Origin of the sequence: Streptomyces sp. TLI_105 (assembly GCF_900105415.1) — a bacterium.
Taxonomy (GTDB): Bacteria; Actinomycetota; Actinomycetes; order Streptomycetales; family Streptomycetaceae; genus Streptomyces.
In genome coordinates, this window is the sequence record NZ_FNSM01000001.1 from 6009083 (window position 1) to 6021410 (window position 12328).

At 70.9% G+C, this 12328-nt stretch carries 11 protein-coding genes and 1 riboswitch; of the genes, 3 read left to right on the forward strand and 8 right to left on the reverse strand.

Annotated elements, in window-relative coordinates:
* Positions 1-57: 57 nt before the first annotated feature.
* Entirely contained in the window at positions 58-2832 is a 2775-nt protein-coding gene (locus BLW86_RS27485; RefSeq protein WP_256341449.1) for an N-acetylmuramoyl-L-alanine amidase, read from the reverse strand.
* Positions 2833-3042: 210 nt separating this feature from the next.
* Here BLW86_RS27485 and BLW86_RS27490 point away from each other — a divergent pair, with 210 nt between their 5' ends.
* Together BLW86_RS27490 and BLW86_RS27495 are read left to right on the forward strand one after the other, a co-directional pair.
* Positions 3043-4395 (forward strand): class II 3-deoxy-7-phosphoheptulonate synthase, encoded by a 1353-nt coding sequence (locus BLW86_RS27490; protein WP_093876519.1) that lies wholly within the window; start codon positions 3043-3045, stop codon positions 4393-4395.
* Positions 4396-4517: 122 nt separating this feature from the next.
* Positions 4518-4766 carry a (2Fe-2S)-binding protein gene (locus BLW86_RS27495; RefSeq protein WP_093876520.1) on the forward strand — a complete coding sequence of 83 codons (249 nt, stop codon included), beginning with the start codon at positions 4518-4520 and terminating at the stop codon, positions 4764-4766.
* A 4-nt stretch (positions 4767-4770) separates the two neighbouring features.
* On the opposite strand, the gene bfr is transcribed toward BLW86_RS27495, so the two are convergent.
* Entirely contained in the window at positions 4771-5247 is a 477-nt protein-coding gene (bfr, locus tag BLW86_RS27500) for a bacterioferritin (protein ID WP_030693948.1), read from the reverse strand.
* A gap of 178 nt (positions 5248-5425) precedes the next feature.
* Between bfr and BLW86_RS27505 the strand changes: the two genes are divergently transcribed.
* Positions 5426-6082, forward strand: coding sequence for a sulfite oxidase-like oxidoreductase (locus BLW86_RS27505; protein WP_093878905.1), 657 nt, complete (start codon positions 5426-5428; stop codon positions 6080-6082).
* 25 nt (positions 6083-6107) lie between these two features.
* On the opposite strand, the gene BLW86_RS27510 is transcribed toward BLW86_RS27505, so the two are convergent.
* The 6 genes from BLW86_RS27510 to thiO form a co-directional block, all read right to left on the reverse strand.
* A complete protein-coding gene (locus BLW86_RS27510; RefSeq protein ID WP_093876521.1) occupies positions 6108-6782 on the reverse strand; it encodes a DUF4396 domain-containing protein in 675 nt (224 codons plus the stop codon).
* Between the two features lie 84 nt (positions 6783-6866).
* Positions 6867-7727: a deoxyribonuclease IV gene (locus tag BLW86_RS27515; RefSeq protein WP_093876522.1), complete on the reverse strand. Its 861-nt coding sequence runs from the start codon at positions 7725-7727 to the stop codon at positions 6867-6869.
* A 6-nt stretch (positions 7728-7733) separates the two neighbouring features.
* Positions 7734-9626, reverse strand: a complete 1893-nt coding sequence (gene pknB, locus BLW86_RS27520) for a Stk1 family PASTA domain-containing Ser/Thr kinase (protein ID WP_177181768.1) — start codon at positions 9624-9626, stop codon at positions 7734-7736.
* Between the two features lie 343 nt (positions 9627-9969).
* Entirely contained in the window at positions 9970-10764 is a 795-nt protein-coding gene (locus tag BLW86_RS27525; RefSeq protein ID WP_093876523.1) for a thiazole synthase, read from the reverse strand.
* 5 nt (positions 10765-10769) lie between these two features.
* Entirely contained in the window at positions 10770-10970 is a 201-nt protein-coding gene (gene thiS, locus BLW86_RS27530) for a sulfur carrier protein ThiS (RefSeq protein WP_030693430.1), read from the reverse strand.
* Positions 10967-12160, reverse strand: coding sequence for a glycine oxidase ThiO (gene thiO, locus BLW86_RS27535; protein WP_093878907.1), 1194 nt, complete (start codon positions 12158-12160; stop codon positions 10967-10969). Before thiO ends, thiS begins: the two co-directional genes overlap by 4 nt.
* Positions 12158-12271: riboswitch (TPP riboswitch) on the reverse strand. Its footprint overlaps the gene before it by 3 nt.
* Positions 12272-12328: the final 57 nt, after the last annotated feature.

A 12328-nucleotide genomic window follows, 5' to 3' on the forward strand; every position in this document is an offset into this window, starting at 1 on the left:
CGGTCCGCACCGTGGACGGTGCGGACCGGACCCCGAATGATCAGGTGATCCGTGGGATCAGAAGATCAGGTTGTAGATCTGCCAGCCGCCGCCGACCCGCACGCGCGGCGCGAAGGGGGTGCTGGAGCCGGTGCCCGGGAAGGTCCACAGCACGCCCGTGCTGTCACGGGTGGTGAAGTCGACCTTGCCGTCGCGGGTCAGGTCGCTCGGACCGACCAGGCTGTTGTAGGTCTGCCAGCCCGCGCTGATCTTCACCCGGGGGGAGAAGAGCGTGCTCGTGCCGGTGCCCTTGAACATCCACATGTTGCCGGAGGTGTCGCGCGCCATGACGTCGGGCTTGCCGTCACCGGTCAGGTCGCCGGTGCCGACCAGCTGGTTGTAGATCGTCCAGCCGGCGCTGACCTTCACCCGCGCGGCGAACGGCGTCGCGGGGGTGCCGGTGCCCTTGAACAGCCACAGGTTGCCCGAGGGCTCGCGCGCCAGCAGGTCGGCCTTGCCGTCGCCGGTGATGTCGCGGACGCCCACCATGCGGTCGTAGATCTGCCAGCCCGCGCTGACCTTGATCCTCGACTTGAACGGCATCGACGGGTTCCCGCTGCCCGGGAAGTACCACATGACGCCGGTGGTGTCCCGGGCCATGACGTCGCCGGTGCCGTCCGCCCGCAGGGCGGTCATCGGGGTCACGGTGTTGTACGTGTTCCACCCGGCGCTGATCCGGTACCGGGTCAGGTAGGGGGCGGAGACGCTGCCGCTGCCCTGGTACTGCCACAGGACACCGGAGGTGTCACGGGCGAGCAGGTTGTAGCGGTTGGTCGCGGAGACGGGCGCCTTGGTGGCGACCTCCTTGACGTCGCTCGCCTTCACCCAGGCCATGCGGTGGTTGTAGCGGATCGGGATGAAGATGTTGGTCGTGCCGACGACGCGGGTGCCGTCGGTGTTGTAGGCGCTGTAGTAGTAGTCGCCCGGGACCGGGTCGCCGGCCTTCACGTACAGCTGCCCGGCCGGGAGGCTGTACTTCGTCAGCGACGCGCTGTTGCTGGCCTGGACCGGGACGCCGGTGCCCGTGTAGGCGGCGTCCTCGGGGTAGGCGCGGCCGTAGACCGGGATCGAGGTGGCGCCGTCCTTGGCGGTGATCGCCGTCTTCACGTCCACGGGGGCCGTGTACTGGCCGCCGGGGTTGTAGAACCAGGCCTTCTGGCCGCCGTACCAGATGGCGGTCCAGTCGGTCCGGGACTCGGCGACGACGTGGGTGCTGCCGGCCGTGACCTTGTTCGCCCAGTTGGAACCGAACTGCCAGCCCGAGGTGAAGTACGGGTCGGTCAGCGCCTTGGTCTGGTCGGCCACCGGCTCCGAGTAGAGGTAGCCGAAGTTGACGGGCAGCGCCGCGGTGGTCTTGGTGACGTACTGGTCGCCGACCTTCTCCGTGTACTTCATCTGCTGCTGGTTGGCCGAGGTGAACGGCGGGACGACGCGCACCAGCTGACCGGCCTGGAGCGGGCCGCCCGCGCCGCCGGCACCGGTGGGGGCACCCACCAGGCTCATGAAGTGGTTCCAGTCCCAGAACGGGCCCGGGTCCCAGTGGTCCTGGATCTTGCTGTCCAGGATGCTCGGCACGTCGTCGTGGCCGATGACGTGCTCGCGGTCCAGCGGGATGGAGAACTTCGCGGCCAGGTACTTCACGAGGGCCGCGGAGGACTCGTACTCCGGCTCGGTGTACCAGCCGGCGTCACCCTTGATGGCGTAGCCCTCGTGCTCGATGCCGATCGAGTGCATGTTGAGGGTCTTGTTGCCGGCGTGGTACGCCTCGTTCTTGGTCTCCACCATCTGCGTCACGCGGCCGTCGGCGCGGACGATGTAGTGGGCGCTGGCGTAGCTCAGCGGGTTCTGGAAGACGGAGACCGCTCCGTCGTGGTTGCCCTCGATGTCGTGGATGACGATCTGGCGGACGTCGAAGCCGTTCGTGCCACGGCTCGCGATGTTGTAGTTGCCGTCGTTCTGCGAGTAGGCGGCCGGGATGAAGGCGCAGGCGAGGCCGGAGGGGCACTCGACCGCCGGGGTCTCACTGGTGGCCGTGAAGCTCGCCGCCAGCGGCACGTTCGACGGCTTGACCGGCTCCACCGACGGGTCCGCCGGCAGGACGACCTGCTCACCGTCAGCGGTGATCTCCCGCTCACCCGTCCGGATGGACTCGAATACGCGCTTCGCGAAGAGGTCGGCGCCCTTCCGGTCCTCGGACTGGCTGTAGCGGGCGACGGCCGGGTACCAGGCGCCCGGGTCGTCGGACAGCTCGGCGCCGGCCTGCTTCTGGTACTCGGCGAGGAGCGCGGCACCGGCGCGGATCGAGGCGGTGGTGTCGTTCTGCACGGACTCGGTCGAGTCGTCGATCAGCTCGGCGGCCTTGTCGAGCGTGTGCAGCGTCGGGTCGGAGGTGTCGATCTTCGTCTTCGCCTCGGGGAGGGCGGCCAGCGCCTTCTTCCCGTCGAACCGCTTCTCGACGCGCGGGTCGCCGCTCCGGTTCATCAGGTCGAGCAGGTGCTCGTCCGTGTCCTGCTCCACGTCCTCGGGGTCGACCTTCGTCAGCCCCATGACGTTGTACGCGCCCGTGGTGCTCGGCTGCCCCTCGTGCGACTCCCACCGCGTCTGGCGGTACGACACCGCCATCAGCACGCTCTGCGGCACATCGAACTCACGGGCCGCGTTTGCGAACTGCGTCTGGAGGGAAGGGTCCCCCCCGGGCTTGCCGTCGCCCGTCACGCCGAGGAGGCCCGGCGAGGCGACTGCGATGGATCCGATGGTGGCGGTGGCGACGACAGCAGCCGCCGCCCCGTACAAGAGTCGTTTCTTCTTACGATCCCTGCGGTGCCTCTGGGTCACGCCCACCCCTGTGAGTTCGACTTTGCTCTTGTTAAACGGGCCAGAGGGTAACACCTTCGGAAGGCGTGAAGATCTCCAGGGGACATTTCGGGTGTGACATCCCGGACGCGCGTCTCAGTCATTGGGCAGGGGGCAGGACCGGACGAAGAACCCCTTACTGTGGTGCTTGTGACCGTGAACGCTGATTCCCACGCCGTCGCCAAGGCGACCTGGCGAGACCTGCCCGCGGCGCAGCAGCCCGAGTACCCCGATGCCGAGGCTCTGCGCGATGTGATCGCGGACCTCGAGTCGTATCCTCCGCTCGTCTTCGCCGGCGAGTGCGACCAGCTGCGCGCCCGGATGGGAGCCGTCGCCCGTGGCGAGGCGTTCCTGCTCCAGGGCGGCGACTGCGCCGAGGCCTTCGACGCCGTGTCGGCCGACCACATCAGGGCCAAGCTCAAGACGCTGCTCCAGATGAGTGCCGTCCTCACCTACGCGGCCTCCGTGCCCGTGGTGAAGGTCGGCCGCATCGCCGGCCAGTACTCGAAGCCCCGTTCAAAGGGGACCGAGACCCGTGACGGCGTGACCCTGCCGACCTACCGGGGCGACTCGGTCAACGGCTTCGACTTCAACGAGAAGGCCCGCATCCCGGACCCCGAGCGCCTGAAGCGGATGTACAACGCCTCCGCCTCCACGCTCAACCTGGTCCGCGCCTTCACCACCGGTGGTTACGCCGATCTGCGCCAGGTGCACGCCTGGAACCAGGACTTCGTGAAGTCGTCCCCCTCGGGCCAGCGCTACGAGGCGCTCGCCCGCGAGATCGACAACGCCCTGAACTTCATGAAGGCCTGCGGCACCGACCCGGCCGAGTTCAAGGCCGTCGAGTTCTACGCCTCCCACGAGGCGCTGCTGCTCGACTACGAGGGCGCCCTGACCCGTACGGACTCGCGCACCGGCAAGCTGTACGACACCTCCGGCCACATGGTCTGGATCGGTGAGCGCACCCGCCAGCTGGACCACGCGCACATCGAGTTCTGCTCGCAGATCGCCAACCCGATCGGCATCAAGCTCGGCCCGACCACCACGGTGGACGAGGCGCTCACGTACATCGACCGTCTCGACCCGGACCGCGAGCCGGGCCGGCTGACCTTCATCGTCCGCATGGGCGCCGACAAGGTCCGCGACAAGCTCCCCGAGCTGGTCGAGAAGGTCACCGCCTCCGGTGCGGTCGTCGCCTGGGTCACCGACCCGATGCACGGCAACACCTTCGAGGCCGCCTCCGGCCACAAGACCCGCCGCTTCGACGACGTGCTCGACGAGGTCAAGGGCTTCTTCGAGGTCCACAAGGCGCTGGGCACCCACCCGGGCGGCATCCACGTCGAGCTCACCGGTGACGACGTCACCGAGTGCGTGGGCGGCGGCGACGAGATCTTCGTCGACGACCTGCACCAGCGCTACGAGACGGCCTGCGACCCGCGGCTCAACCGCAGCCAGTCGCTCGACCTGGCGTTCCTGGTGGCGGAGATGTACCGCGATCAGTAAGCGGGTTCCTACGGGGATGGGGCACGGATCGCTGTGATCCGTGCCCCATCGTCGTCTTCGGGGCTTTCGGGGCTCCGGGCCGCCAGGTAAGGTTAGGTTAGCCTTAACGATCTCGGCGGGAGGTGGACCGCGTGTACGTCTGCTCATGCTTCGGTGTCACGGAGAAGCAGGTCAAGGAGCATGCGGACGCGGGCGCGTGCACGCCCCGCCAGATAGCCTCGGTCAGCAAGGCCGGCACGGACTGCGGTTCCTGCGTCCGTCGCATCCAGGCCATCCTCGGGCGCGGCAGCTGCCCGCGACGCGAGCTCCTGGACCAGGGCATGCCCGCCCTGACGGTGGAGACGGTCACGGAACTCCGGGAAGCCGCCTAGCCCCCTAGCTGGGCTGCTCGATCAGCGTCGAGACGTACAGCGCCTCACCCAGGGACTCGATCAGCTCCAGCTGCGTGTCCAGGTAGTCGATGTGGTGCTCCTCGTCGGCCAGGATCTCCTCGAAGAGGTTGGCGGACGTGATGTCCCCCTTGGCGCGCATGACCTCGATCCCGCGCCTGAGGCGGTCGATCGCCTCCACCTCGACCTGGCGGTCCGCCTGGAACATCTCGGTGATCGTCTGGCCGACCCGCACATGGAAGAGCCGCTGGTAGTTGGGCAGGCCGTCGAGCATCAGGATGCGCTCGGTCAGCTTGTCCGCGTGCTTCATCTCGTCGATGGACTCTTCGCGGGTGTACTTGGCGAGCTTCGTCCACCCCTTGTTGTCCTGGATGCGGTAGTGCAGCCAGTACTGGTTGATGGCCGTCAGCTCGCCGGTCAGCTGCTCATTGAGGAACTCGAGGACCTCGGGGTCGCCCTGCATCGCTCCAGGCTCCTTCCACGTTACGTGTCTACGCCGTCACTGGGCGGGATGGCCGCATCCTCGCACCCCGAATGGGGGGCGTCCAGTAAGTGCAGGCTTAGTCGCAGTTGCCCGAATCGCACCTCCCGGACGGTCGCCTGGTCATGACCACCCCTCGCCGTCTGTCACCATGGAGGACATGGGTCAGCCGGAGAGCGGAGTACACCGGGAAGCGGGTCAGCCGGATCGTTCGACGGACTTTCCGCCGGATCTGCCCCCGGGGCAGCGGCTGCAGCGCGGCTGGCCGGTCACCCATTACGGGCCCGTCCCCAAGTTCAAGCCGGACCGCTGGGAGTTCCGCGTCTTCGGGGCGACGGCCGACGGCGACAAGCGGTGCTGGAACCACGAGGAATTCTCGGCCCTTCCGTTCTCCACGGTCGTGGCCGATCTGCACTGCGTCACGAAGTTCAGCATGCTCGGGGCCGAATGGGGCGGCGTCCCCGCCCGCACGATCCTGGAGCTCGCTCCGCCCGCCCCCCACGTGACGCACGTGATGGTCTGGGCCGAGTACGGATACAGCGCCAACATGCGGCTCGCCGACTTCGCCGCGGACGGCACGATCTTCGCCACCCACAAGGACGGGGAGCTGCTCACCGCCGAGCACGGCTTCCCGCTGCGGCTCGTCGTCCCGCACCTGTACGCCTGGAAGGGGCCCAAGTGGGTCCGGGGCGTGGAGTACATGGCGGCCGACCGCCGGGGCTTCTGGGAGGAGCGCGGCTACCACAACCTCGGTGATCCGTGGACGGAGCAGCGCTACTCGTACCAGGAGGAACCGGGAGACGGCCCGGAGCTGTAGCCGCTCCGGACCGTCCGTGGTGCGGTCAGTGGTGGTACTGGTGGACCACCGCGTGCCCCTTGCCGCGGCCGATCATCCACTTGTTGACCGGCGTGGTCAGTACGAAGGCGACGCCGAGCGAGATCGCGAGCACGATCCAGAAGAGCGGCTCGTCGAGGTGCGCGTCCATGGCGCCGGGCCAGAGGGCGATGACGCCGTTGTCGATGATCTCCATGACGGCGATGGAGAGGGTGTCGGCGGCGAGGGCGACCTTGAAGGCCGTCCTGAAGTCGACGCCGGCGGCCAGGATGCCGCGCAGGGTGAGCGCGTAGCCGAAGAAGAAGGCCAGGATGATCGCGAGGACCATCGTCGGCATGTTGCCCCAGCCGAACGCGGTGCCGATGATCATGCCGAGGATCTCGCCGATGGCGCAGCCGGTGAGGCAGTGCAGGGTGGCCTGGGCGGCCATGGCCCAGGAGACGGTGCCGCCGGGGGCGTGATGCCCCTCGTGGCCGGCGTGGGCCGCGTGGGTGGCGTGGGTGGCGTGGCTCTGGTGGTCGGCGTGGCCGGTGTGGGCCGTGTGATCGTGGTGCTCGCCGTGGCTCGCGTGGGCGGTGTGGTCTCCGTGACCGGCATGGTTGCTGTGGTCGACGTGCCCGACATGGCCCCGGTGACCCTCGTGGCCTTCATGGCCGTGGTGTGCGTGCTCTTCGTGCTGCATGAGAGGTGCCCCCAGCCTCGTGTACGGTTCCTGCCATTACTGGGAACCGTATACCCCCCTAGGGTATTCCTCAAGCGGAAATGATCAACCTCGGCGCTCGCGGAGCTTCTTCAGGAGCTCGATGTCGGCGACGTGTCCTTCCTTGCCGCCCGGGGTCTCGATGATCAGCGGTACGTTCTCGGTGGCCGGGTGGCGCAGGAGTTTCCCGAAGGCCTCCTCGCCTATGTGACCTGCCCCGATGTTCGCGTGCCGGTCCTTGTGCGCGCCCACGACGTCCTTCGAGTCGTTGGCGTGGATCAGCTTGAGCCGCCCCTCGCCGACCGTGTCCACCAGCAGGTCCAGCGTCTGCGCCGCTCCGTGCGGGCCCGCCAGGTCGTGGCCGGCAGCGAAGATGTGACAGGTGTCGAGGCAGACGCCCAGCTTCGGGTGGTGGTCGAGCGCGTCGAAGTACGGGCCGAAGTCCCAGGTCCGCGAGCAGAGCGAGAAGCCCTGGCCCGCCGTCGACTCCAGGAGCAGGTACGGGTCGTCCTCGTGCGTCAGCTCGTCGAGGAGCGGCAGCATCCGCTCGCGCACCTGGGCGAGCGCCACCTCGCGCGGCCGGCCGCCGGTCGCCGAGCCGGTGTGCACCACCACGCCCTTGGCGCCGATCTCCCGGCCCCGGCGCAGCGAGTGCCGCAGGGACTCCACCGACTTCTCCACCGTGGCCTCGGTGTGGGACCCGAAGTTGATCAGGTACGGGGCGTGCACCCACGCCGAGATCGACTCGGCCTCGCACTCGGCCCGGAAGCGCTCGTCCTGGGCCGGGTTGCCGACCGGGGTCGCCCAGCCGCGCGGATTGGCGACGAAGACCTGCACGGTCTCGGCGCCGAGCTCACGGGCGTAGCAGAGGCCGGTCGTGGCGAGGCCACCGGCCACGGGGACGTGGCCGCCGACGGGGTTGCGCATGGGTTTCTAGAGTCCCTTGATCGTGATGGTGATGGTGGAGCCCTCGGGCGCGGTCTCGCCGCCCTTCACGGACTGGCTCGCGACCGTGTCGCCGAGATAGGGGAAGGACTTCTTGACCTCCACCGCGAAGCCCGCGTCCTCCAGGGTCGCACGTGCGTCCGCGGTCGACTGGTCCGTCACGTCCGGGACCTCGACCGGCTTCGGCCCCTTGGAGACGGTGAGGGTGATGACGTCGCCCTCGGCGGCCCGGCTGCCCCCGGCGAGGGACTGGGCCGCGACGGTGCCGGCCTCCTCGGGGGAGTTGATCCGCTCCGGGGCGACCCGGACGGTGAGCCCCTCCTCCTGGAGGGCGGCCGTGGCGTCGGCGACGGTCTCGCCGCTGACGTCGGGCACGTCGATCGGGGAACCCTTGCTGACCACCAGGGCGACGGCCGAGTCGGGGCTGCGCTCGGTGCCGGGCTCGGGGTCGGAACCGATCACGGAGCCCTGCGCGACGGAGTCGCTGAACTCCTCGGTGATCACCCCGGGGGCGAGGCCCTCCTGCTTCAGGAGGTGCTTGGCCTCCGCGAGCGGCTTGCCCTTGAGGTTGGGCACCTTCACGATCTCCGGGCCGCGGGAGAGCATGAGGGTGACCGTGTCGTTGCCCCGGACGCGCTCGCCGGGGGCGGGGTCGACGGCCATGACCGTGCCGCGTTCGTACACGTCGCTGAAGGCGCGCTTCGTGGTGCCGACCTCGAGACCGGCGTCGGAGAGGCGCTTCGTCGCGGCGGCCTCGGACTGGCCGAGGACGGCGGGGACCCGGGTGAACTGGCCGGAACTGATGTACCAGACGCCGGCGCCCAGGCCGAGGGCGAGCAGGACGGCGAGGACGACGAGGAGGGGTCCGCGCGGGGGCCTGCGGCGGGCGGCGGGGGGTGCCTCCGGGGCGGGCAGCCGGTTGGTGTGCAGGACGTCGGTTTCCGTGGGGACGGGACGGGCGATCACGCTCGTCCGGTCCTCGGCGGTGTCCCGGGCCTCGGACCGCGCGAGCGGCGGCACCGCGTCCAGCTGCTCGTCGCCGAGCCCGGCGCGGGCCTCCCGGAGCAGGGCGAGCAGGGCGACGGCGTCGTGCGGGCGGGCCTCGGGATCGCGGGCCGTGGCCGCCGCGACCAGCCCGTCCAGCTCCGGGGCGAGGCCGGGGACGGTCGCCGAGGGGGCGGGCACGTCGGTGTTCAGGTGCTGGTAGAGCACCTGGGCCGGGGTGTCGCCGGAGTGCGGCTTGCCGCCGGTCAGCATCTCGTAGAGGACGACACCGCAGGCGTACACATCGGCGCGGGTGTCGGCGGTGCCGTGCTCGATCTGCTCCGGCGCGAGGTACGAGACCGTGCCGAGGACCGCGCCGGTCGTGGCCGTCGCCGAGCCCACGGCCCGCACGAGACCGAAGTCGGCGACCTTCACCCGGCCGTCGTCCCCTATCAGGACGTTCTCCGGCTTCATGTCCCGGTGCACGAAACCCGCCCGGTGCGCGGCGCCCAGCGCGGCGAGCACCGGCTCCAGGATGTCGAGGGCGGCACGGGGCGAGAGGGCGCCGCGCTCGCGCAGGACGTCACGGAGGGTGCAGCCGGCGACGTACTCCATCGCCAGATAGACGTACGCGCCCTCGGCGCCCTGGTCGAAGACCCCGACGACGTTCGGGTGCGCGAGCCGGGCCACGGACTTCGCCTCGCGGATGAACCGCTCGACGAAGGCGGCGTCGGCGGCGAGGGCCGGATGCATCACCTTGAGCGCGAGGACGCGGTCGAGGCGGGTGTCGACGGCCCGGTAGACGGTGGCCATCCCGCCGACGGCGATGCGCGCGTCGACGCGGTAGCGGCCGTCGAGCAGCCGCCCGACGAGGGGGTCCTGAAGGGTCGTGTCCACGGCGACGAGTCTACGAGCCGGGGGCGGGGGGCTTGTGCGGTCGGGGCGGGACTGCAGCGCAGCTGTGACGCGTACGGCCGCTGGGCGGCTCCGTGGCCCTGGCGAGCCGCCGGCCCGTACGGGCGCCGACCGGTCCCCCGCCCGTGCGGGGCGCGCGCCCGCCGGGCGCGCTCGCAACGAGGGCGCGAGGGGTGGGCGCCGCCCCGGCGGGGCGACTGCCCGCAACGGGGGTGGGTGGGCGCCGGTTCAGCGGGGCGATTGCCCACGACGGGGGCGGGCACCGCCCGGTGGAGCGGCTGACCACGACGGCGTGGGCGCCGGCCCGGTGGAGGGGCGGGTGGGGTCAGAAGGCCGGGCGTTCGGGGTCCAGGTGGGCCTGGCCCGTGGTCGGGGAGGACGCGGAGGCGAAGTGCCGGCGGGGGATGCGGCCCGCACGAAAGGCCAGCCGTCCCGCCGAGACCGCGTGCCGCATCGCCGAGGCCATCAGCACCGGCTCCTGCGCCCGCGTCACCGCCGACGCCAGCATCACCGCCGCGCACCCCAGCTCCATCGCGAGCGCCACGTCCGAGGCCGTTCCCGCGCCGGCGTCGAGGATCACGGGGACCTCGGCCCGTTCGACGATCAGCTGGAAGTTGTGCGGGTTGCGGATGCCGAGTCCGGAGCCGATGGGGGAGCCGAGCGGCATGATCGCCGCGCAGCCCACGTCCTCCAGCTTCCGGGCCAGGACGGGGTCGTCGTTGGTGTAGGGGAGGACCACGAAACCGTCGTCGACCAGGGTCTCGGCCGCGGCCAGGAGCTCCTCGCCGTCCGGCAGGAGGGTGCGCTCGTCGGCGACGACCTCCAGCTTGATCCAGTTCGTGCCGAGCGCCTCCCGGGCGAGGCGGGCGGTGAGGACGGCCTCGCCCGCCGTGTAGCAGCCCGCCGTGTTCGGCAGGACACGGATGCCGAGGCGTTCCAGGACGGAGAGGACCGAGCCCTGGACCGTGGGGTCCAGGCGCCGCATGGCGACCGTCGTCAGTTCCGTACCGCTGGCGGCGAGGGAGCGTTCCAGGATGTCGAGGCTGGGGGCGCCGCCGGTGCCCATGATGAGGCGGGAGGTGAAATCCGTACCGCCGAGGGTGAAGACGTCGTCGGACATTCCGGTCAGCCTCCCTGCACCGCGGTGAGGACCTCCACCCGGTCGCCCTCGCCGAGCAGCGTCGTGGCCCACTCGCCGCGCGGCACGACCGTCTCGTTGAGCGCCGCCGCGACGCCCGAGGGGGCCGTGGTCAGGGTCGCCACGAGGGCGTCCAGGGAGAGGGGGCCGGAGAGCTCGCGCGACTCTCCGTTCACGGACACGTTCATGCGGGCTGCTCCTGACGTACGGGAGGGGCGGGGGAGAAACGGCGGGGGGTGAAGGGACGTGCCTCGTCGGGGAGGACGCCGGTGGTGAGCGCCTCGGCCATGGCGTCGCCGGTGACGGGGGTGAGCAGCACCCCGTTGCGGTAGTGGCCGGTGGCCAGGTGCAGGCCGGGCAGGTCGGTGGGGCCGAGGAGCGGCGCGTTGTCGGGGGAGCCGGGGCGCAGTCCGGCCCGCGTCTCGGTGAGCGGCAGCTCGGTGATGCCCGGGACGAGCTCGTGGGCGTCGCGCAGCAGCTCGTACACCCCGCCCGCCGTCACCGTGGTGTCCCAGCCGAGCTCCTCGCTGGTGGCGCCGACGACGAGCTCGCCGTTATCGCGGGGCACCAGGTAGACGTGGCTGCCGCGGACGACGGCGCGGACGGTGCGGGAGAGGAAGGGGGCGTACGCGGGCGGCACCCGCAGCCGGAGGACCTGGCCCTTGACGGGACGGACCGGCGGCAGCACCTCCTCGGGCACGCCCGCGAGCCGTCCGCTGAGGCTGCCCGCGGCGAGGACGACCTGGTCGGCCGTCAGTTCCTCGCCGCCGGTGAGGAGGACCCCGCGTGCCCGGTCGCGTACGACCGCCAGGCGCTCCGCGAGCGTGCGGTGGAAGACCACCCCGGCCCGCTCGCAGGCCCTCACGAGCGCGGTGGCCAGCCGGCGGGGGTCGACCTGGTGGTCGCCGTCGACCCGCAGCCCGCCGCGCACCCCCGGGGCCAGCATCGGTTCGAGGCGGCGGCACTCGCGGCCGCTGAGCCATTCGGAGACGAGCCCGCAGCGGGTCTGCAGGGCGTGCAGTTCGCGCATGTGGGCCCGGTCGTCGGCGTCGAGGGCGACGGCGAGGGTGCCGCAGGCGCGGTAGCCGACGTCGTGGCCGGCGGCCTCCGTCAGTTCGGCGACGAACGCGGGGTAGCGTGCCGCGGAGGCGAGGTTGAGCCCGAGCAGGGTCTCCTCGCCGTAGTGGAGCTCGGTGACGGCGGCGAGCATGCCGGCCGCGACGCGCGCGGCCCCGCCGCCCGGGTCCGGGTCGACGACGGCGGTGCGCAGCCCGCGCTGCGCGGCCCGCCAGGCCGTGACCAGGCCGATGATGCCGCCCCCGACCACAAGGACGTCGGAGACGCGGACATCGGACACATGGACATGAGAAGAACGCATGGGCGTCCAGCCCCTCCCTTCGCCGGCATGACCCGGATCAGGTTCGTACGGTCGGAGGCCGTCCCAGCCTCCCTCTCAGCCCGGTGCGTCCGGGCTCCCGCGAGTGCTTTACGCCCGCCAGACTAGCCCGGGTCGACACCGGGCCGCAGACCCCTCCCTTCCTGACGG

What these genes read in the sequence shown, in the direction of transcription:
- bfr (WP_030693948.1), bottom strand. Translation starts at nt 5,247, where the DNA reads ATGCAGGGCGACCCCGAGGTCCTCGAGTTCCTCAATGAGCAGCTGACC.
- BLW86_RS27505 (WP_093878905.1), top strand. Translation starts at nt 5,426, where the DNA reads ATGGGTCAGCCGGAGAGCGGAGTACACCGGGAAGCGGGTCAGCCGGAT.
- BLW86_RS27510 (WP_093876521.1), bottom strand. Translation starts at nt 6,782, where the DNA reads ATGCAGCACGAAGAGCACGCACACCACGGCCATGAAGGCCACGAGGGT.
- BLW86_RS27515 (WP_093876522.1), bottom strand. Translation starts at nt 7,727, where the DNA reads ATGCGCAACCCCGTCGGCGGCCACGTCCCCGTGGCCGGTGGCCTCGCC.
- BLW86_RS27525 (WP_093876523.1), bottom strand. Translation starts at nt 10,764, where the DNA reads ATGTCCGACGACGTCTTCACCCTCGGCGGTACGGATTTCACCTCCCGC.
- thiS (WP_030693430.1), bottom strand. Translation starts at nt 10,970, where the DNA reads ATGAACGTGTCCGTGAACGGAGAGTCGCGCGAGCTCTCCGGCCCCCTC.
- thiO (WP_093878907.1), bottom strand. Translation starts at nt 12,160, where the DNA reads ATGCGTTCTTCTCATGTCCATGTGTCCGATGTCCGCGTCTCCGACGTC.